We start from the raw sequence: 21,812 nt of genomic DNA, 5'->3' as shown, positions 1-21,812 counted from the left end.
CAAGGATGCCCGATGAATCAGGATGCATTACCCAGATGTTCACGTCTGTCGCTGGCCCCGAACTTGCCTGCCTTGCTCGACGCGCTGGGGCAAATTCCCGAGAGTGCCTGGCAGCATCACTTCAATACGGGCTACTACGAAGGTGAGTGGAGCGGTATCGCACTGATCACCCCCGAGGACGCCCCTATGCCCCTGGCGCCAGGGGGCGGTGTGCCCGTGGCAAGTAGTTGGTGGCAAGGCGAAGCGGCCTGGCATGCTGTGCTCGCACTGTTCCAGACCACCATTCGCAGTGCCCGGCTTCTGCGTCTGGGCGCTGGCGCTCGCATTCACGAACACCGCGACCCTGACCTCGGCCAGCCCGGCGGTGATCTGCGCCTGCATGTGCCACTTCTCAGCCCAGCAGGCGTGGAGTTTCTCGTCGATGACCTGCAGGTGCCCATGCAACCGGGCGAGTGCTGGTTCATCGACCTCTCTCGTCCGCACCAAGTGCACAATCCAGGGCCAGGGGGGCGCGTGCATCTGGTGCTCGATTGCCAGCCCAACGCCTGGCTGCTGGAGCTTGTCCGACTGGGGCTAGAACAAACACCTGAGCTACTGCCGGGCAATGCCAAACACGCATTCGCAGCCTTCGCCGCAGAAGTAGGGCGTGATGCGCGCCTGGCCGAGCATCTACGCTCGATCAACGACCCACAGCACTTTTGCAACGAAGTGGTGCGCCTGGCTTTCGACAGAGGCCTGTACCTTGGCCAGGCGGATGTACTCAGCGCCATGCGCAGAGGTAAACGAGCCTGGAGCGAACAATGGCGCACATAACGCCCGAGCATGACTTCACGGGCTGGCTACCCATTCGGATCAACCCAACACGCGACGGCTGGCGAGTGGACTGGTGCTGGTTCGGCCAGCAACGGCTGACCCTGCCCTTTTTCCGCGATGACGTGAACCAAGCCCTGCGACTGCCCTTCAACCAGGCTTTGCGCCGGGAAACCGACCTGGACGCCTTGCGACAGTGGCACACAACCAGCCCCGGACTGCCGCCAGCGGCACTGATTTTCCATGCCTCACGCTGCGGCTCGACACTGATGGCGCAGATGCTCGCCGCGCTACCCAGCAACATCGTGCTCTCCGAACCGCCGCCACTGGACAGTCTGCTACGCGCTCATCGCCACGATCCCAGCATGGTCACCCACCAAGCACGCGATGTTGCAGCCCTTCTGTCAGCCTACGGCCAGAGCAGACAGGGCGATGAGCAGAGGTTATTCGTCAAGCTCGATACCTGGAATATCTTCGAGGCCCCACTACTGGCAGAGCTCTACCCTGACATACCGCGTATCTTCCTTTACCGCGATCCGCTGGAAATAGCGGTTTCCCATATGCACCAAGCGGGCATGCAATGCGTGCCAGGGCTGCTTGGCGCCAGTGGCCTGGAAGCCAGCAGCGACAACCAGACCTATCTCAGCCAAGCGACATTCATCAGCCGCGTTATCGCTCGAACGCTCGAAGCAGGCCTGAGCTTTTGCCAGCACCATGGCGGCATCCCCGTCAACTACAGCGAGCTGCCTGACGCACTATGGGGACGCCTGGCAGCGATATTCGACATCAGCGACACAAACACCCTGCCGCTACGCGATACCGCCCACCGAGACGCCAAACAGCCCGCCATGACCTTCAAGGCGGACAGCGCGAAAAAGCGACTGGCAGCCACAGACGAACTCCGTGCAAGTATCACTGAATGGGCCCAGAAGCCTTATAGACGACTTGAAGCACTGCGCCTTGCGGGCCTGCAAACGGAATGAAACTGATCCCACTCAGGTGTTTGAAAACATTTCAAACAATTGCGGAAAATTCACTGGCATCTCGCCATCCGTGAACTATAGTTCCAACTGTTTGTCGGCCCACACCTGAAATGGCCCGACCGGAGAGGCAGTAAAGCTGAAAGGACGCATTGCACGTTGAGTAGATTTGAGATCAGTCTTCGCCCAGCAAGGGACGCAGACATGCCTTTCCTCCAAGCCCTCTATGCCAGCACCCGCACAGAAGAGCTTGCCAAGCTTGCATGGGATCAAAGCGCCAAGGACGCCTTCCTGAAGCAACAGTTCACAGCCCAACACAGCTACTACCAAGCCCACTTTCCTCATGCCGAGTTCCAGCTCATCGAGCTGACTGGCGCCCCCATCGGGCGCGCCTACCTGCTCTGGGATGACTCACATCTGCAGATCATCGATATAGCCCTCTCCCCCACCTGGCGCGGTCAAGGCATCGGCAGCCAACTGTTGGAGCAATGGCTCGACCGCGCTGACGCTCAAGGGCTAAGCACTGGTTTGTATGTGGAAAGCTACAACCGAGCGCAAACGCTCTATCGCCGTAATGGTTTCGAGGTGACGGGGGAAGATGGCGTCTACCTCAAGATGCTGCGCCCCGCCAATCAAGCCAATGACTGACTGCCAAGGAGAGCACTGTGTATCCCATGCCGACTCAAGAAATGCTCACGCAACACGCAGGGCAGACCTTTCAACTCTGGATCACCCCCGAGCAGGCTCTGGACATCGAGCTTATCGATGTCGTTGCGGGTGTTCCGATGACCCCGCAATTCCAATGTTTCTCCGCCGTTTTCGCCCTGCCAAGCGGGTATGACTTGCCACAAGCCGTATTTCGCGTGTCGCGCCAAGACGAAGAAGGCTGGCTATTGCTCATGACCCCCGGACTGCCCTGCCGTGATGGACGCAAGGTACTCCATACATCGCTGCACACCGACAAGCTGTGAACCCCAGGCGAGCTTACGCCCGCAACACCAAAGCAAAAGGAGCTGCAAATGAGTGATCCATTTTTGGGTGAAATCAAGATGTTCGGCGGCAAATTCGCCCCCCGCGGCTATGCCATGTGCCAGGGGCAGCTCATGGGCATCGCGCAGAATACTGCGCTGTACACCCTACTTGGCACCCTGTACGGCGGTAACGGCACAACTAATTTCGGCCTCCCTGACTTTCAGGGTCGTTCTCCCGTAGGTATGGGAACGGGATCAGGCCTAACCACAATCATTCAAGGTGAAAACGAGGGGACGGAAACTGTCACCCTGCGGAGCCAAAATCTCCCACCATTTTCATTACCCGTCACTGGTTCGATGTCCGTGTCCATTCCAGCCTCCACTGCTGATGGCACCAGTCAAACGCCGGGCCCCACGTCCGTTCTGGCGAAACCTGTAGATTCAGCGATAGGCGCAGAAGTCAGCCTATACGCTAACGGAGCCGACACGACGCTGGCTCCCTTCAATGCCACCTTGAGCGGCACTGTCATACATACCACCGGCGGCGTCCCCGTGGATATCCGTACCCCGTACCTGGGCACCAACTTCATCATCGCCCTGATGGGAGAATATCCTAGCCGTAACTGACGCGTTTCATCGAGCAAGCGCAGCGCCATGACGGCGCTGCCGCCCCAACCTCAGATCGGGTTGTGTGCAGTACGTTTCACCCAATGCCTTAGCCATCCATCTATCTAGCGTCACGCTGCAATCCGAAGGGAGCCAAACCATGTACTGGCATACAACCAAAAAATCACAACCGAGCTCCCCTGCAGCCGTGGCCAAGGCCCCCCTGGCCATTTCTCTCGAGCCGCGCATGATGTTCGATGGTGCTGTGGCGGCTACAGCAGCCGAAGCGACCGTTACTGCAAGCACCGAGTCATCGACCGATACGTCAGCCGAGCACCTGGCGGCCACGCCCTCCTCGACCACATCTGGGGAGCGTCATGAAGTTGTCTTCATCGACGCCAGCGTCAAAGACAAGCAGCAATTGCTCGATAGCCTGGTAGCGGGCACGGAAGTCGTCGTGCTGGACGCAGACAGTGATGGCCTGCAGCAGATGGCCGACTACCTCGATGGTCGCTCAGGCATTGATGCCATCCACTTCATTTCTCATGGTGGTGAGGCCAGTCTGCAGATCGGCTCAACGCGCCTGAGCCTGGACAATGTGGCCAACGCCCAGAGCCAGCTTTCTGCCATCGGCAGTAGCCTGGCGGAAAATGGCGATTTCCTGATTTACGGCTGCGACACCAGCAAGGGCGAACAAGGCGCGGCCTTTGTCGAAAAACTTGCCGACTTCACCAGCGCCGACATCGCGGCATCGAATGACTGGACCGGCGACACCAGCAAAGGCGGCGACTGGGTGCTAGAAACCAGTACCGGCACCATCGAAACCGCCAGCCTGTTTGCCGATGCGGGTTACAGCCATGTGCTCAACACCCTGAACGCCGGTGATATGGTCGTCTTGGGCTGGAACGCACTGAACGATACGATCACCTTCGCCACGCTGGTCGATATACCTGCCGGCACCGTCCTTAAAATTACCGACTGGGGCTGGGATGCGGCGGGCACCGCATTTACAGGCACGACGACCGGCGACGGGCTGATCACCTGGACAACGAGCAGCACCATTAGCGCGGGCACAGTGCTCAACCTGTACCTAGGTGGCTCGGATGATCTCACGACGCTAACCAACGTAACGACGAATACCGACCTCACTACCGACATAGTAATAACCGGCTATTCGGCCTCCGATCCGATGAACACCGCTGGCGACAGTGTCTTCATCTATCAGGATTCGGACGCCAACCCCTATTTCATTCTTGGCATGAATAACAGCGCAGGCACGAACATTGATGCCAATAACTGGAATACCGCCTCGGGCTTTTCAACGCTCAGAGACTCTACACTCCCCGGCGGCGGCGGCAGCCAGAACGCGCTGACCAACGGCACCAACGCCATAGGCCTGCCTGGCGGCGCCAGCCAGCAGGACAACGTGCAATATACCGGCCCCACCTCTGCCGCCGACCGTGCGACCTGGCTGGCACGGATCACCAACCTGTCCAACTGGAGTGGTAGCGCCAATAGCGGCGACTCCACCAGCGTCGGTGTCAGCCCTGGCAGCGTAATCAACATTACCTCCAACAGTGCACCGACCATTGGCAACCTCAACGGCGACAGTGTCGCCTGGCCAGGTGTCGGTAACACCGTAACTCTCGACCTGGGCAGCAACGCCAGCCTGGCGGATGCCGAGCTAGCTGCACTGAACGGTGGCAATGGCAATTGGGCCGGGGCCAGCCTGGCCGTCCAGCGCAACGGCACAGCGGTAAGCAGCGATGTGCTGGGTTTCAACACCGTCGGCGCCCAATTCACCGTCAGCGGCAGCAATCTGCAGTCGGGGGGCCAGACCTTCGCCACCTTCACCAATACCGGCGGTGTGCTGACCATCACCTTCACCAGCAGCGACACCACCGCCACCACGGCGTTGGTCAACGATCTGGCGCAGCGCATCACCTACCGCAACGACACCCCTGCCGGTGATGCCAACATCCGTTTCACCCTCAATGACGGAGCCGGTGGCAGCGCCAACGCTACCACCACGGTCACCAGCGATACCATCTACGTCACCAACGACACCGACACGGCCACCATCGATGCCAGCAATGGCGTGAGCTTCAGCGAAGCCGTGGCCATTGCCGCCGCCGACAATACCGGCAGTCAGACCATCGTCTTCGATAGCTCCCTGGCAGGCCAGACGCTCAACCTCAATGTCGTGTCGATCAACGAGAGCCTGACCTTCGAACTGGGCGCGGTAAATGGCCTGACTCTAACGGGCGGCACCATCACCCTGGCCGGCGGCACTACCCAGACCTTCAGCAACGATTCGGGAGACACTGCTTCCATCGTCAGCGTGCTCGCCGGCAGCGGCGCCCTGACCAAGGCGGGGACCGGCAACCTGATCCTGGCCGGCAGTGCCAACAGCTTCTCCGGCGCCACCAGCATCGCTGGCGGCATCCTGACCGTCGCCAATGGCGATGCCATTGCCAACAACAGCAGCGTATCGATCGCCGCAGGCGCCACCCTGGCGCTGAACAGTAGCGAAACCATCGGCAATCTCTCCGGGGCGGGGGCGATCAACCTGGGCAGCAGCACCCTGACGACGACCCAGACTGCGGACACCTCCTTCTCTGGCAATATCAGTGGCAGCGGTGGCCTGTCTATCAACCAGACAGGCTCGGCCAGCCATGCGCTGACCCTCTCCGGCAGCAACAGCTACACCGGCAGCACCACACTGCTCAATTACGGTTGGCTGAAACTCGATGGCGACGCCTCGATGTCCAGCAGCAGTGCGGTACGGGTCAACGGCAACAGCGTGCTGACTCTGCTCTCGGATCAGACCATCGGCAGCCTGGCGAGCAACGATGCCAACGCCAGCATCCAACTGGGCAGCTACACCCTCACCAGTGGAGGCGACAATGCTTCAACCAGCGTCTCCGGGATCATTTCCGGCAGCGGCGCGCTGATCAAGCAGGGCAATGGCGTTCTCACCCTGGCCGGCAACAACAGCTATTCCGGCACCACCACGGTGTCCGCTGGCACCCTGTCGATCGGAGGTGATGCCAACCTCGGCACGGGCGACCTGACCCTGGCTGGCAGCACGCTCGCAATCACCGGCGCTACCACCATCGACAATGCCATCGCCCTCACCGGCAACAGCACCATCGACAACAGCGACGCCGCCACCCTCAGTGGTGCCATCAGCGGCGCCTATGACCTGACGAAAACCGGCGCAGGCACCCTGACCCTGTCCGCCAGCAACAGCTATGGCGCCACTTTCGTCAATGCCGGCGCCCTGAGCGTGGACAGCGACGCCAACCTGGGCTCTGGAACGGTCAATCTGGCCGCCGGCACCACGTTGGCGCTCACCGGCACGACCAACATCGACAACGCCATCATCCTCGGCGGCAACGCCACGGTCACTGCCGCGGCCAATGCCACCCTGTCCGGCGTGGTCAGCGGTGCCTATACCCTGACCAAGGCAGGCGCCGCAACCCTGACCCTGGATGGCAGCAACACCTACAGCGCCACCACCGTCAGCGCCGGCACCCTGAGCGTGTCCAGCGACGCCAACCTCGGCAGCGGTACCCTGACCCTGGGCGCCGGTACGACCCTGACCGTGACCAACGCCACCACCATCAACAACGCCATCGCCCTGAGCGGTAACGCCACAGTGAACGCTGGCGCCGCTACCACCCTGTCCGGCGTGATCAGCGGCAGCAACGACCTGACCAAGACAGGTGCTGCAACCCTGACGCTGAGCGGCAGCAATACCTATAGCGGCAGCACCAGCGTCAGCGCCGGCACCCTGAGCGTCGCCGGTGACGGCAACCTCGGCGCCGGCAGCCTCAACCTGGCCAACGGCACCACCCTGCAGATCACCGGCAACACCACCATCGACAATGCCCTGGCCTTGACCGGCGTGGCCACCATCAATGCCGGCGCGGCCTCTACCCTGTCTGGCACCATCAGTGGCACGGGCAGCCTGACCAAGACGGGCGCCAGCAACCTGACCTTGTCGGGCAGCAACACCAACACAGGTACGACCAGCGTATCTGTCGGCACCTTGGTCGTGGATGGCAGCACCAATAGCGCCACCTCGGTGGCCAATGGCGCCACCCTGGCCGGTGGCGGCATCCTGGGTGGCGACGTTTTCGTGCAGAACGGCGGCACCCTCTCCCCAGGCAACGGCGGCGCCGACACCCTGACCGTGAATGGCAACCTGACCCTGGATGCTGGCAGCACTCTGGCACTGGATGTCAATGGCACCAATGCTGGCACCGGCTACGATCAGATCGTGGTCAATGGCAACGTCGGCGTTTCCGGCGCGACCCTGACGGTCAACCACGGTTATGCAGCCGGTAATGGCGAGGTCTATCAGGTTATCCTCAATGCTGCCACCGATGCGATCACCGGCACCTTCAGTGGCCTCAACGAGGGCAGTACGTTCAACGCGGCGGGCAATGGCACCCAGTTGACCACCAGCTATGTCGGCGGCACTGGCAATGACCTGACTCTGACCGCCCCCACCGCCCCGATGGTCACCAGCGTCTCCTCCAGCACGGCCAACGGTACCTACAAGATCGGCGACACCATCACCATCAACGTGCAGTTCGACAGCGTGGTCGATGTCACTGGCACCCCGACCCTGACCCTGGAAACCGGCAGCACAGACCGCGTACTCAACTACCTTTCCGGCACCGGCAGCAATACCCTGAGCTTCAGCTATACCGTCCAGGCCGGCGACAGCTCCGCCGATCTCGACTACCTCTCCAGCTCCGCCCTGAGCCTCAATGGTGGCACCATCGAGGATGTCAACAATCAGTCCGCGCTCCTCACGCTGCCCACTCCAGGCGCAGCCGGTTCCCTGGGCGCCAACAAGGCACTGGTGATAGACGGTGTGCGCCCTGCTGCCACCAGCATCAGCCTGAGTGACAGCACCCTGGGCATCGGCGAAACCGCCACCGTCACCATCACCTTCAACGAGGCGGTGCTCGGCCTGGACACCGGCGACTTCAACGTAGCCAACGGCACACTCTCCAGCCCCATCAGCAGCGACGGTGGTCAGACCTGGACGGCCACCTTCACCCCGAGCGCCAATATCACCGATACCAGCAACATCATCACCCTCAACAACACAGGTGTGATGGATACGGCAGGCAACATCGGCAGCGGCACTACGGACTCGGCCAACTACGCCATCGACACCCAACGCCCAACAGCCACCATTAGCGTCGCCAACAGCACGCTCAGCGCAGGGCAGACCACCACCGTCACCATCACCTTCAACGAGGCGGTGAGCGGGCTGACCCTGGGCGACCTCACTGCAGCCAATGGTGTACTGAGCAACCTGAACACCTCGGACAACATCACCTACACGGCGACTTTCACACCCAGCGCCAATGTCACCGACGCCACCAACCTGATCACCCTGGACAACACCGGGGTGCAGGATCAGGCAGGCAATGCTGGTGTCGGCACCACCGACTCCAGCAACTACATCGTCGATACCCAGCGCCCGACCGCCACCATCACCGTAACCGACAACACACTCAGCGCAGGGCAGACCACCACCGTCACCATCACTTTCAACGAGGCGGTGGCAGGGCTGACGCTAGATGATTTCACGGCGGCCAATGGTGTACTGAGCAACCTGAACACTTCGGACAACATCACCTGGACGGCAACCCTGACACCAAACGCCAATGTCAGCGACACCACTAACCTGATCACCCTGAACAACACCGGTTATACCGATGCCGCTGGCAATACCGGCAACGGCACTACCGACTCCAACAACTACGCCATCGACACCCAACGCCCGACCGCCACAATCAACGTCGCCGACAGCACGCTGGCCATTGGTGAAACTACCACCGTCACCATCACCTTCAATGAGTCGGTGAACGGGCTGACCCTGGGTGACTTCACGGCAGCCAATGGTGTGCTAAGTAACCTGAGCACTTCGGATAACATCACGTGGACGGCGACCTTCACACCGAGCAGCAACATCAGCGACGCCACAAACCTGATCACCCTTGATAACACCGGGGTGCAAGACCTGGCAGGCAATGCTGGCGCAGGCACTACCGACTCCAACAACTACGCCATCGACACCCAGCGCCCAACAGCCACCATCAGCGTCGCCGACAGCACACTCAGCGCAGGGCAGACCACCACCGTCACCATCACCTTTAACGAGGCGGTGAACGGGCTGACTCTGGGCGACCTCACTGCAGCCAATGGTGTACTAAGCGACCTGAACACCTCGGACAACATCACCTACACGGCGACCCTCACACCCAGCGCCAATATCACCGACGCCACCAACTTGATCACCCTGGACAACACCGGGGTGCTGGATCAGGCAGGTAATGCTGGTGCCGGCACCACCGACTCCAGCAACTACATCGTCGATACCCAGCGCCCGACCGCCACCATAGCCATATCGGACAGCTCACTCAGCGCAGGGCAGACCACCACCGTCACCATCACCTTCAACGAGGCAGTAATCGGGCTGACGACTGGCAACTTTACGGTCAACAACGGCACACTGAGCACTCTCAGCTCGAATGACGGCGGCATCACCTGGACCGCCACCCTGACGCCCACCGCCAATGTCACCGACACCACCAACCTGATCACCCTGGACAACACCGGTTATACCGATGCCGCTGGCAATACCGGCAACGGCACTACCGACTCCAACAACTACGCCATCGACACCCAGGCGCCAACTATCACCTCCGTGGATGTTCCTGCCGATGGCACTTACACGGCAGGCGACACCCTTGACTTCACGGTGCACTTCGATGAAGCGGTCACGGTCGACACCAGCGGAGGTACGCCGCGCCTGGAAATAACGCTGGATACTGGCGGCACCGCCTACGCCAACTATTTCAGCGGTTCCGGCAGCACAGCTCTGGTGTTCCGCCTGACAATCAGCAACGGCCAGCAAGACAGCAATGGCATCAACGTCAGCACCGCACTGCAAAGCAACAGTGGCACCCTGCGTGATGCCGCTGGCAACAATGCACAAACAACCCTGAGCAACATCGCGGCCTCCGACGGTATTCTGGTGGATACGGCACCGCCACAGGTCGCCTCAGTCGTCCTCGACGGTACCTCACCTACAACAAGCAGCAGCTTGAGCTTTACCGTCACCTTCACAGAGAACGTCAATGGCGTCAGCCTTGACGACTTCGCGCTGGTCCGCAGCGGCAGTGCAAACGGTGTATTGCAGTCGTTGCAACAGGTGGATGCCCGCACGTATCGGGTCACGGTAAGCGACGTAACGGGCCAAGGTAGCTTGGGGCTTTCCATTTCGGCCAGCGGCAGTTTGATCACCGATACCATCGGCAATCCGTTGGCAGGAAACTTCCAGACGTCAGGCTTTGCTGTCGGTGGCTCTAACGATGGTGACCCAGAGTTCCGTAGCAACACGCCCGTGGTGGCACTGCCAAGCACCAGCACGGTATTTGAGCCTACTCAGCCGCAGCCTCAATCCTCACCCACAAACTCACCGCTGATGCCGCCCTCTTTATTCGAGGCACCCAACCTGGGCAGCGGCGTACCTCCGGTGGGCAATATTTTCATCCGCAACGGCGCTCTAGCACCCAGCTATATCGCTCAGGTTTTCGGTAGCAGCGCCGTCAACCTGGGCAATGGCGTGAGCAATGACACCTCCCCTACTGGCAACGCGGACAACACTTTCGGCAGTAGCAGCTTCTCAGGGCTGTTCAACAAGAACGTGCCACAACCCAGTATCCAGCTACGCCAGAGCTCAGCAGGCGGCACCGACCTGAGCCAGAACACGTTGCAGGGCGCACCGACCTTCACTCAGCAACTGCAAGACATACACAACGACGAGCGACGCCAGATCAGGAATTTGGCATCGGCTCTTGAGCAAATGGCCGCATCGACACCGCAGGCCTAATCGATAGCACAACGATAAATGACATATACCGTACTAGGGGGCAGTTCACGGATGAGTAATAAGAAGAAGCTATTTGCGATCAGCTTGTTGGCTCTGGCCATCAGTGGCTGCGCCGTTACCAGCAAGCCCATTGACCGCAGCGCCAGTGAGCAAAGGGCACAACAGGATCTGGTCACAATGTTCAAGGATCAGGAGCCGCTCAGCGGCCCCCTGACCTTGCATGAGGCCATGGCGCGTGCAGTGAAGTACAACCTTGAAGCCCGCCTGAAAGTCATGGAAGAAGCCATGGCACAGCGCCAAGTCGACCTGGCCACCTTCGACATGCTGCCACGCATGGCACTGTCCGCTGGCTACGCCGGGCGAGACAACATCAGTGCCTCCAGTAGCGAGAGCATCCGCACCGGCACCCAGTCGCTGGAACCGTCCACCTCGCAGGAACGCAACCGCAATGTCGCCGACCTGACCATGGTGTGGAACGTGCTGGATTTCGGTGTCAGTTACGTCAGCGCCAAACAGCAGGGCGACCAGCGCCTGATCGTGCAGGAGCGGCGGCGTAAAGTGGTGCATACCATCATTCAGGACGTGCGCTCCGCCTACTGGCGCGCCGTCGCCGCCGACCGCCTGCTGACACAGATAGATAGCCTGATGACGCGCGTGGCGCAGGCCCGTGATAACAGCCAGCGCCTCAGTGAACAGCGTATTGGCGACCCTATCCAGGCGCTGAGCTATCAGCGCGCGTTGATCGAAGCCACTCGCCAACTGGAAGAACAGCGCCGCGCGCTGTCGCTGGCCAAGACCGAGCTGGCAACCCTGATCAATCTGCCACTGGGCACTGACGTCAAGCTGGCGCCAGACGTCGGCTATCAAGTACCAGAGCTCAAGATAGGAATGGGTCAACTCGAACAAGAAGCCCTGGCCAGCCGTCCAGAGCTACGCGAGCAGGACTACCAGGCACGCATCAGCGCGGCGGAAACCCGTAAAGCCATGTTGCGCCTACTGCCAGGCCTGGAGTTCTCGGCCGGCGGCCATTACGACAGCAACGCCTTCCTGGTCAATCAAAGCTGGGCCGATTACGGCGTGAAGGTCACCTGGAATCTGTTCAACGTGCTTTCCGCACCAGCGGCCATCGATGCCGCCAAGGCTGGCCAGGACGTTGCCGACGCGCGCCGTCAGGCCATGTCGATGGCAATTCTGGCCCAACTGCACGTGGCCAACGCCAACTTCCATGAAGCCGAGCGCCAGTTCCAGACCAGCCAGCAATTGGCTGGCCTGGATAGCCAAATCGTCGAACAGTTGCGTAACCGTTATGAGGCGCAAGGAATCGGCGAGCTGGAATTGATCCAGGGTGAGCTCAACACGCTGCAAGCAGACCTGCGCCGCGACTTGGCCTACGCCGAGTTGCGCAACAGCTATGGTCAGTTGTTCGCCAGCGTGGGCTTCGATCCGCTACCGGAGAGCATCGCCTCCGACAGCGTCGAGGATATCGCGGCCGCACTCGCCAGTCGCGAAGCACAATGGCAGTCAGGCCAGATGTAATCTGAGCAGGCGTGCATTGCGACCAATCACGGCGCGATGCACGCAGCATATCCCCGATATGGTGCTCGCTGCACCGACGTGTGCCGAACTCACTCGTCATCCTGCAGCAGCACCGCGCCATCCTCCGCGCGTTTTACCGTGAATATATCCGGGTGCTTGTGGCGCATATCCCGCAGATAAGCCTCGTGTGCATCGATAGTCGCCTGCTGGCGACTGATACGCTCCAGCAGCGCCTTACGTTCGGTCAGTGCCTGCTGAAGCTCCAGGCAGGTCTGTAGCGTTCCACATAACTCGTAGGCATCCCACGGTTTGGAGATGAAGCGGTAAATCTCAGCCTTGTTCACGGCCCGGACCAGCGACTCACGATCACTGTCACCACTGAGTAGCAGGCGCAAGGCGTCGGGCTGCAACTGTCGGGCGAACTGCAAGAACGCAACGCCATCTAGCTCGGGCATACGCAGATCCGAAAGAACCAACTCGTAGGTGTTATGCGAGAGCGCCAGCAGGGCCTCTTGCGGCTCGCTGAAGGTATCGAGCAGCCAGCCTGTGCTGCGTAACTCACGGCATAACGCGTTGAGCACAGCAGGTTCATCGTCCAGCAACAATAGGCGCGCCATGGCATCACTCCTTGGCGACCTGTAATGCCGCAGTTTCAGGGTCGCGCACGAACAAGGTGTAGGACGCCGATTCGATGCCCTCGAAGGCGACCAGCTTGCGAATCAGCAACTCCGACAAGACCTTGCCCTCGTTGAGCAGCAGCATGCCGTTATCGGCGTGGAGATTGCGCGCCAACACCATTCCCGGTACCAGTTGACGTGTATCCACCGGACGAACCAGAGGATCGCCCAAGGTGATATCGGGCATCACCGCAACGCAGATATGGACAAAGCGCTCAATTAGATCAGGGTCATACAGACGACCGGAATACTTGCCGATGAACAGTAACGCTTCATCCCGGTTCAGGCGCCGTTCGAGCACCAACCCGCACTGCAACTCGACAAAGTCCACCGCCAACTTGAGCATGCGTGATCCCAGGGGAATATCGGTGCCCCGCAGATGGTCGGGAAAACCCGAACCATCCCAGCGTTCCTGGTGATGACGAATAAGTTTGGCCGCATCGTGCAACGGCTCCAGCGCCATCAGCACCGACTCGCTCTGCGCCGGATAACGCCGATACAACTCTCGATCCTTGCTGTGCATAAGATCGGCCGGGCTGACCAAAATGGAGTCCGGCAGGCTGAGCTTGCCGATGTTGTACAGCGCCGCCGCCATGCTCAGGTCGCGCGCCTGATCCTCCGGCATGCTCATTTCCGAAGCCATGGCACGAATGATCGCGATGATCTGCTGGTTAGTCTGCTTCTCCCTTGGCAGGCGTTGATTGACCAGCAGCGAGAACACCTCAGTGCTCAAGACATAGCTGCGGCGCAGTTCGTCATAGGCCAGGTCGAGCATGTCGGCCGTTTGCTGCAATTCAGCGGTACGTGCCTGCACGCGCATTTCCAGACTCTCGTTGAGCGCTGCCAGTTGCGTGTTCTGCTCCTGGGTCAGTTGCTGCAAGCGCTCACGTTCGCGCTCGGCGAACTGGAAGGCCAAGGCCTGGCGGATGGCCAACAGCAGCTCATCATCATTCCAGGGCTTACTCAGGTAACGATAGATCTGGCCCTCGTTGATGGCGGTGATGATGGTCTGAATATCGGCATAGCCGGTGAGCAGGATGCTCATGCACTGTGGACTGCGCCTGTGGATCTCGGCCAGTAAGGTAGCGCCATCCATGCCTGGCATACGCGCATCAGACACCACCAGATCAAAAGGCTGCGCTTCGAAAAGCTGCAGCGCCTGGGCACCGCCATTGGCCATCACCAGGTCATAGGGCTGACCGCGCAGCAAGCGCCGCAGACTATTGAGGATGTTTTCTTCATCATCGACCAACAGGACGCGCGGTCGCAGGGAATCTGCTTGCGATTCAGACATGATGAGCCCTCCGAGTGAATGCTCACCGGCCCTGACGGATCGGCAGGCGAATGGTGAAAACTGCGCCGCGGCCCACTTCACTGCTCACCGTCAGGCTGCCTCCATGCTTCTCGACAATGCTGAACGAGAGTGCAAGCCCCAGCCCCGTCCCCTTCCCTACCGGCTTGGTGGTGAAGAAGGGGTCGAATATCTGCGCCAGATGCTGAGCGGCGATACCACAGCCGTTATCACTCACCTGGATGAGCACATCATCCGCGTTGCGTTCAGTATGGATGACGATTCGGCCATCGTGCTCGATCGCCTGCGCGGCATTGACCAGCAGGTTCATGACCACCTGATTGATCTGCGCCGGGATGCACTCGACCAGAGGCAACTCGGCAAAATCGCAGACCACCTCGGCCTTGTACTTCACCTCGTTGTTCACCACGTTCAGGGTGCTGCGAATACCTTCGTGCAGGTCGGCCTGCACGAAGATTTCGTCATCGCTATGGGAAAAGTCTCTGAGCGAAGAAATGATGCGCTTGACCCGCTCCACACCATCGGTGGACTCGCTGAGCAAACCATTGATGTCGTCACGGATAAAGTCGTAATCAAACTGTTGCTTGAGCCGCTGCAGCTCCAGCCCACCCCACTCGCTCATCTGGTCGACCAGTTGCAGCAATTGCTGGACATAGCCGGCCAGGGTCTTGAGGTTGCTGGCGACGAAGCCCACCGGATTGTTGATTTCATGAGCCACGCCAGCGGCCAGTTGGCCAATAGCCGCCATTTTCTCCGATTGCAGCAGTTGCCGATTGGCTGTCTGCAGTTTGCCGCTCAGCTCACTGAGCTCATCATGTTTGCCACGCAGGGCCATCAACGCCTGCTGCAAGGCCGGGTTGGACGCCGCACGGCTGTTATCGAAGATGGCCAGACCCAGTATCAGGCTATCGCCAGTGCTTAGCACCGGGAACAACAGCGTGGCTTGTAACATCGGTAGGGGCGAGCACACTTCGTCACCCTGCGCGCAGCTAAGCAGGATCAGGTACGGCTGGTCGCGCCAGATCGTCTGCACCGGCTGCCGCTCACGACTCACTCGCTGAAACAGCTCGCGCCAGCGGGGCGTATCGATCTCGGGAAATGCCTCGGCTAGGCGCATGCCCGAAACCATACTGAGGTCACGAGGACAACGCTGCACGATGAAAGGGTTGCAGTAGAGCACGCGCTGAGCGGCATCCAGAAGCAGAAAGCCGGCGGGAATTTGCTCCACCGCAGCGACCAGCCGTTGCTGCAAGACCGTTGAGTTCATTGCATCACTCCTCATGTCACAGAGGCCTAAACTGAGTTTAGTTAAGCTCAGCGCAAGAGACGGAAAATCGACGGCAAAATGCCATCACTCGAACATTCGCTCTCTGGAGATACCATGAAAACCACCACGCCCCTGACGCACTACCAGTTGTTCTTCGAGGATGGTGGCAAGGCTTCTCTAGAGATTCCGACCGAGCCCGCGCAAGAGCCCCCCGACTGGGCACGTCTAGAGCACTATCAATGCCGCCACTGCCCTCTATCGGCAGCGCAAAGCCCCTTCTGCCCGTTCGCTCTGGGCCTGGTCAACCCCCTGCATGAACTGACAGGCCGACAGTCGTTCGACACGGTGCGTGTCAGCATCGATTGGCATGGCCGCCACCTGGAACAAACCAGCACCCTACAGCGCGTACTCAGCTCGGTCATCGGTCTGATAGGCGCAACATCGGGTTGCCCACATACCCGGCTGCTGTCGCCGATGGCGCATTTCCACCAACCCTTCAGCGGATCGAGCGAAACCTTATTCCGCGCACTAGGGACTTACCTCATTGGCCAGTATTTGCGCCAGCAGAGCGGCCTGAGCGCGCACTACAGCTCGGATGGCCTGATGGCGATTTACCGCGCCCTGCGCGAAGTCAACCTGCGCATGGCCGAACGCCTGCGCTCGGCGGTACGCGCAGAGCCGAGCGTGAACGGGCTCGTGTTGCTGGATGTACTGGCTGCGGAGACGCTGGAAAACATGGAATCGCCAGAGAACAGCCTCGGCGAACTGTTCGCGCCCTATCTCGACGACGGGGCCGAGCAGGGCTAGCCAGGCTGACGAGTCGGCAGGACGATACGAAAACAAGCACCTCCCTCTGCAGGGGAACTGACGCTGAGCTGGCCATGATGGCGCTCGATGATGTTGTAAGACACGGACAGTCCCAGCCCTGTGCCCTTACCCACGGGTTTGGTGGTGAAGAAGGGCTCGAAAATACGCCGGGCCAGATCAGCGGGCACGCCTGGGCCGTCATCCTTGATTTCGACGAACACACAGTCACCCTGAGTTCCGGTACGCAAGGTGATGACGCCATGCTCGACGATGGCCTGAGCGGCGTTGACGATCAGGTTGAGGAAGACCTGATTGATCTGCGAGGCGATGCACTGCACCGGCGGCAGCTCGCCATATGCCTTGACGACCTGAGCCTTGAACTTGACCTCGTTCCAGATCACGTTCAGCGTACTGTCCAACCCTTGGTGCAGGTCCGCGAACTGCCACTCGCCGTTGTCCACATGGGAAAAATCCCGCAGGTCCTTGACGATACGTTTGACCCGTTCCAGTCCCTCGCAAGACTCGCCCAGCAGTACCGGCGTGTCTTCACGCAGAAACCCATAATCTGCCGCCTGCCCCAGCGCTTCACAGGCCTGGATCAGCTCAGTATTTCCCGAGGCCTGCACCTGAGTCTGCAGGCCATCGACCAACCCCATCAGTTGATCGAGATAGCCCCGCAGGCTGTTGAGGTTGGAATAGACGAAACCCACGGGATTATTGATCTCATGGGCGACCCCGGCGGCCAGTTGCCCGATTGCCGCCATCTTTTCCGATTGCAGCAACTGCGCCTGGGCCTCTTCCAGTCGACGAATCAGTTGAGCCTGCTGCTCCTTCTCCACCTCCAGCAGCGCGTTGAGACGCTCCAGTTCCTGCTGGCGAGCAGCGGCATCGGTGGCGTCGGCAACGGTGATACAGGCGGCTCTGGGTTCCTGCTGCCCATCGTGCAAGGGAAAAAACGTGCAGTTCTGGTACATGCTCGACAAGTGACTGGTAATCGGTCGCGTACCGCTAAAGGGGAAAAGATGTGGCCGCTGCTGCCAGGTGGTGAAGGCCAGATTACGCAGCGTCAGAACGCCGCGCACTTTCTGCCGCAACCATCGCTCGGACAGCTCAGGAAATAGCTCGAACAGCGAGCGTCCGACAGCCTCGCTCGGCAGACGCCCGCTGTGGATAACCATGAAGCGATTCCAGAACAACACCCTGCAGTCAGCATCGACCACTACCACGCCCAGGTTAATGTTCTCCAGCACCGCTTCCAGCCCCGCCGGGGGCAGGCCAAGGGGATGCATGTCAAAGCTCGCTCAGCAACCGGTCGATCACGGCCAGCACGCTACCCACCGTATCCTCGGCGATGCACAACAGCAGGTCGCAGGTGAAGCGGCAAGCCTGCACCTCGAAGCGGATTTCCATGACCAACGCGCGATGACTCTGCAACGCCTTGTCGCCCATCGCCTGCTTGAACGAGGCATGCCGCGAAAAAACCGAGGGTGCGCCATAGCTGACAGGCAGATCGAACTGTTGCGCCAGGCTATTGATACAGGCACCGCTGAGAATGTTGGTGACATCCAGCATCAACTCCTCGCGCTGCTGGATATTGTGTTCGTCATAGCCCATCAGCTCGGCCAACTGATCGGCACCATGGCAGCCGAAACAGACGAAGGCCTCACCCCGCACCTGCCCCAAAAAGGACTGACGGGTAACGTCAACCACGGTTTCATCCCCCATCACCTCGGGGAGCTGAGTTTCCCTGAGGCTGGCGACGCTATGGATGCGCGGGACGGACAACACGACAAAGGTATCGGTCAGACACGCCAGTTGATCGGCCGCCTGCCCCATGGCTACGTTCATCAGTTCTTGTAAGGCATCTCGCTGGTCTTCACTGAGCCTGTCCATTACAGCACCCCGACTTGATGCAGAGTGGCCAGCATCGACTCACTGGAAATGGGTTTCTTGATGAAGGCCGCCGCCCCCAGTTCGGCGACACGTTGGCGGGCCTGAGGCTGAATGTCGGCACTGACCACGATCACCACAGCATTGGCATCGAGCCGGTGCAGATGTTCGAGCGTTTCGAAGCCATCCATCACCGGCATGGTCAGGTCGAGGAAAATGATCTCTGCCTGGCCAGCCGCGTATGCAGCGAGTACCTCTTGGCCATTGGCAGCCTGGCTCACCTCGCCTGTGAGCGCATCGGGCAGGGCCTTGAGCAGCAGTTTCCGGGAGAGACTGGAATCGTCCGCGATGAGCACTTTCATACACGCTCCTTAAACGCAAAGAGAGTTATGTATGAGCTTAGCCCAGCGCCATCGATGCACAGGCACCCATCACGCCAAGCAGCTTAAGGCCAGTATGGTTCATCTGCGGATAAACGCCGCATGCATCGCCCATGCGCGAGGCACCAGGTGCTTAGGAGCAGTAGACACAAGCCGTAAACAGCATGACGCCAGCTCAAGGCTGGCGTCATGTTCAGCGCGGGGCGACCGGGCGCGGTTTCTTCTTACCAGAGCCACCCTTGCCACTGCCTTTCTTCTGCTCCTGCAACTTGGCGAAGGCCTCGGCCTTGGCACGCTCACGCTTGTCCCAAGGTTTGCTACCGTCACTGGCGCGGGGCGGCAGACCATTGTGCTGAGTGAGAATTTTGCCGCCGCCGTTACCTGCCTTCTTGCTGCCAACCGGCGTGGAGTTCTTGCGCCGCGCGCTCTGGTAGCTGCCATCGCCGACCGGCTGGGTTGCCGGAATTAGCTGATGCTTGGCTGGGCCGATCAGGTCGGCGCGCCCCATGCGGGTCAGCGCCTCACGCAACAGCGGCCAGCCCTTCGGATCGTGGTAGCGCAGGAACGCCTTGTGCAAACGCCGCTGCTCCTCGCTCTTGACGATCTCCACGCCGTCGCTCTTGTAGGTGACCTTGCGCAGCGGGTTCTTGCCCGAGTGATACATGGCCGTGGCGCTGGCCATCGGCGACGGGTAGAAGGCCTGCACCTGGTCGGCGCGGAAACCGTTGCGCTTGAGCCACAGGGCGAGGTTCATCATGTCCTCGTCGGTGGTGCCTGGGTGGGCGGCGATGAAGTACGGAATCAGGTACTGCTCCTTGCCTGCTTCCTTCGAGAACTTCTCGAACATCTGCTTGAAGCGGTCGTAGCTACCGATGCCCGGCTTCATCATCTTGTCCAGCGGGCCGCGCTCGGTGTGCTCCGGGGCGATCTTCAGGTAGCCGCCAACGTGATGGGTGACCAGCTCCTTGACGTACTCCGGTGACTCAACGGCGAGGTCGTAGCGCAGACCGGAGGCAATCAGGATCTTCTTCACGCCGGGCAGCGCACGCGCCTTGCGGTACAGCTCAATCAAGGAGCTGTGGTCGGTGTTGAGGTTCTCGCAGATACCGGGGAACACGCACGAAGGCTTGCGGCAGTGGCGTTCAATTTCCGGGTCCTTGCAGGCGATGCGGTACATGTTGGCGGTCGGCCCGCCGAGGTCGGAGACCACGCCGGTGAAGCCCGGCACCTTGTCACGCATTTCCTCGATCTCGCGGATGATCGACTCGTGCGAACGGTTCTGGATGATGCGGCCCTCGTGCTCGGTGATCGAGCAGAAGGTGCAGCCGCCAAAGCAGCCGCGCATGATGTTCACCGAGAAGCGGATCATCTCGTAGGCCGGGATCTTCTCCTTGCCATAGGCCGGGTGCGGCACGCGCGCATAGGGCATGCCGAACACGTAATCCATTTCCTCGGTGGTCATGGGAATGGGCGGCGGGTTGAACCACACGTCCACCTCGCCATGCTTCTGCACCAGCGCGCGGGCGTTGCCTGGGTTGGTTTCCAGGTGCAGCACGCGATTGGCGTGGGCGTAGAGCACCGGATCGTTGCGCACCTTCTCGAACGACGGCAGGCGAATCACCGTCTTGTCGCGGGTCATGCGCGGGCTTTCGAGAATCTGCACCACCTTGGCTTCGTTCGGGTCTTCGACCTCGCCTTTGGCCTGCTCGATGGCGCAGGCCTCGGTGTCCTGGGTGTTCACATAGGGGTTGATGATCTTGTCGACACGGCCGGGGCGGTCGATACGGGTGGAATCCACCTCATACCAGCCCTGCGGGGTATCACGGCGAATGAAGGCCGTGCCACGCACGTCGGTGATGGCCTCGACACGCTCACCACGCGACAGGCGCTGGGCGATCTCGACCACGGCACGCTCGGCGTTGCCATAGAGCAGGATGTCGGCGGTGGCGTCCATCAGGATGGAGCGGCGCACCTTGTCCTGCCAATAATCGTAATGCGCGATGCGGCGCAAGGATGCCTCAATGCCACCGAGCACCACGGGCACATGACTGAAGGCTTCCTTGCAGCGCTGGCTGTAGACCAGGCTGGCGCGATCCGGACGCTTGCCGGCCAAACCACCCGGCGTGTAGGCGTCGTCGGAGCGAATCTTCTTGTCCGCGGTGTAGCGGTTGATCATCGAGTCCATGTTGCCCGCGGCCACGCCGAAGAACAGGTTCGGCTCGCCGAGCTTCATGAAGTCGTCTTTGCTGCGCCAGTCCGGCTGACTGATGATGCCGACGCGAAAGCCCTGGGCTTCGAGCAGACGACCGATGATGGCCATGCCAAAAGACGGATGATCCACATAGGCATCACCGGTGACGATGATGATGTCGCAGCTATCCCAGCCGAGCTGATCCATCTCTTCCCGACTCATGGGCAGGAAGGGCGCGGGCCCGAAACACTCGGCCCAGTATTTGGGATAGTCGAACAGCGGCTTGGCGGCTTGCATATTTTTTGATCAGCGGGCTATCACGAGGGGCGCGGATCATAGCACAAAAATTGACCAAACCAGACTACTGCGCTGGGTTTATCGCGCTGTGACAAGCCTGCATACAAGTAACCTGAAGCGATACCTAATCAGGGTTGCGCGCTCACCGCTAACGGCAAAAAAAT

The 21,812-nt window shown here is 60.3% G+C and carries 15 protein-coding genes; 8 read left to right on the top strand and 7 right to left on the bottom strand.

Features of this window, described 5'->3' with window-relative positions:
• The first annotated feature begins 12 nt into the window (after positions 1-12).
• The 7 genes from AERO9A_RS01670 to AERO9A_RS01640 all read left to right on the top strand — a co-directional run bounded on the left by AERO9A_RS01670 (position 13) and on the right by AERO9A_RS01640 (position 12,827).
• Entirely contained in the window at positions 13-813 is an 801-nt protein-coding gene (locus AERO9A_RS01670) for an aspartyl/asparaginyl beta-hydroxylase domain-containing protein (RefSeq protein ID WP_159970182.1), read from the top strand.
• Positions 801-1,793: a sulfotransferase gene (locus tag AERO9A_RS01665; RefSeq protein ID WP_159970181.1), complete on the top strand. Its 993-nt coding sequence runs from the start codon at positions 801-803 to the stop codon at positions 1,791-1,793. The genes AERO9A_RS01670 and AERO9A_RS01665 overlap by 13 nt, the downstream gene beginning before the upstream one ends.
• A 201-nt stretch (positions 1,794-1,994) precedes the next feature.
• Positions 1,995-2,438 (top strand): GNAT family N-acetyltransferase, encoded by a 444-nt coding sequence (locus AERO9A_RS01660; RefSeq protein WP_256665820.1) that lies wholly within the window; start codon positions 1,995-1,997, stop codon positions 2,436-2,438.
• 26 nt (positions 2,439-2,464) lie between these two features.
• Positions 2,465-2,761 (top strand): hypothetical protein, encoded by a 297-nt coding sequence (locus AERO9A_RS01655; protein WP_159970179.1) that lies wholly within the window; start codon positions 2,465-2,467, stop codon positions 2,759-2,761.
• A 48-nt stretch (positions 2,762-2,809) separates the two neighbouring features.
• Positions 2,810-3,388 carry a phage tail protein gene (locus AERO9A_RS01650; RefSeq protein ID WP_159970178.1) on the top strand — a complete coding sequence of 193 codons (579 nt, stop codon included), beginning with the start codon at positions 2,810-2,812 and terminating at the stop codon, positions 3,386-3,388.
• A gap of 226 nt (positions 3,389-3,614) precedes the next feature.
• Positions 3,615-11,291: an Ig-like domain-containing protein gene (locus AERO9A_RS01645; RefSeq protein WP_159970177.1), complete on the top strand. Its 7,677-nt coding sequence runs from the start codon at positions 3,615-3,617 to the stop codon at positions 11,289-11,291.
• A gap of 51 nt (positions 11,292-11,342) precedes the next feature.
• Positions 11,343-12,827, top strand: coding sequence for a TolC family protein (locus AERO9A_RS01640; protein ID WP_159970176.1), 1,485 nt, complete (start codon positions 11,343-11,345; stop codon positions 12,825-12,827).
• An 89-nt stretch (positions 12,828-12,916) separates the two neighbouring features.
• On the opposite strand, the gene AERO9A_RS01635 is transcribed toward AERO9A_RS01640, so the two are convergent.
• The 3 genes from AERO9A_RS01635 to AERO9A_RS01625 are packed head-to-tail and all read right to left on the bottom strand — an operon-like array spanning position 12,917 to position 16,083.
• On the bottom strand, positions 12,917-13,444 hold the full coding sequence (locus AERO9A_RS01635; RefSeq protein WP_159970175.1) for a response regulator: 528 nt from the start codon (positions 13,442-13,444) through the stop codon (positions 12,917-12,919).
• Positions 13,445-13,448: 4 nt separating this feature from the next.
• Positions 13,449-14,798 carry an HD domain-containing phosphohydrolase gene (locus AERO9A_RS01630; protein WP_159970174.1) on the bottom strand — a complete coding sequence of 450 codons (1,350 nt, stop codon included), beginning with the start codon at positions 14,796-14,798 and terminating at the stop codon, positions 13,449-13,451.
• A gap of 22 nt (positions 14,799-14,820) precedes the next feature.
• Positions 14,821-16,083, bottom strand: a complete 1,263-nt coding sequence (locus AERO9A_RS01625) for an ATP-binding protein (RefSeq protein WP_159970173.1) — start codon at positions 16,081-16,083, stop codon at positions 14,821-14,823.
• Between the two features lie 114 nt (positions 16,084-16,197).
• On the opposite strand from AERO9A_RS01625, the gene AERO9A_RS01620 reads away from it, so the two are divergent.
• The gene (locus AERO9A_RS01620; protein ID WP_159970172.1) at positions 16,198-16,890 is read left to right on the top strand and encodes a hypothetical protein; all 693 of its coding nucleotides are present in this window, start codon (positions 16,198-16,200) and stop codon (positions 16,888-16,890) included.
• Here AERO9A_RS01620 and AERO9A_RS01615 read toward each other — a convergent pair.
• From AERO9A_RS01615 to AERO9A_RS01600, 4 genes are all read right to left on the bottom strand, one after another.
• A complete protein-coding gene (locus AERO9A_RS01615; protein ID WP_159970171.1) occupies positions 16,887-18,179 on the bottom strand; it encodes an ATP-binding protein in 1,293 nt (430 codons plus the stop codon). The two genes, AERO9A_RS01620 and AERO9A_RS01615, sit on opposite strands and share 4 nt — an antisense overlap.
• Position 18,180: 1 nt before the next feature.
• Entirely contained in the window at positions 18,181-18,783 is a 603-nt protein-coding gene (locus AERO9A_RS01610) for a chemotaxis protein CheC (RefSeq protein WP_159970170.1), read from the bottom strand.
• A complete protein-coding gene (locus AERO9A_RS01605) occupies positions 18,783-19,142 on the bottom strand; it encodes a response regulator (RefSeq protein ID WP_159970169.1) in 360 nt (119 codons plus the stop codon). Before AERO9A_RS01605 ends, AERO9A_RS01610 begins: the two co-directional genes overlap by 1 nt.
• A gap of 211 nt (positions 19,143-19,353) precedes the next feature.
• Positions 19,354-21,648, bottom strand: a complete 2,295-nt coding sequence (locus AERO9A_RS01600) for a YgiQ family radical SAM protein (RefSeq protein ID WP_159970168.1) — start codon at positions 21,646-21,648, stop codon at positions 19,354-19,356.
• Positions 21,649-21,812 lie beyond the last annotated feature (164 nt).

It is taken from the genome of Pseudomonas sp. 8Z (assembly GCF_902506535.1).
GTDB lineage: Bacteria > Pseudomonadota > Gammaproteobacteria > Pseudomonadales > Pseudomonadaceae > Aquipseudomonas.
This window is presented reverse-complemented; position numbering and strand designations above follow the sequence as displayed.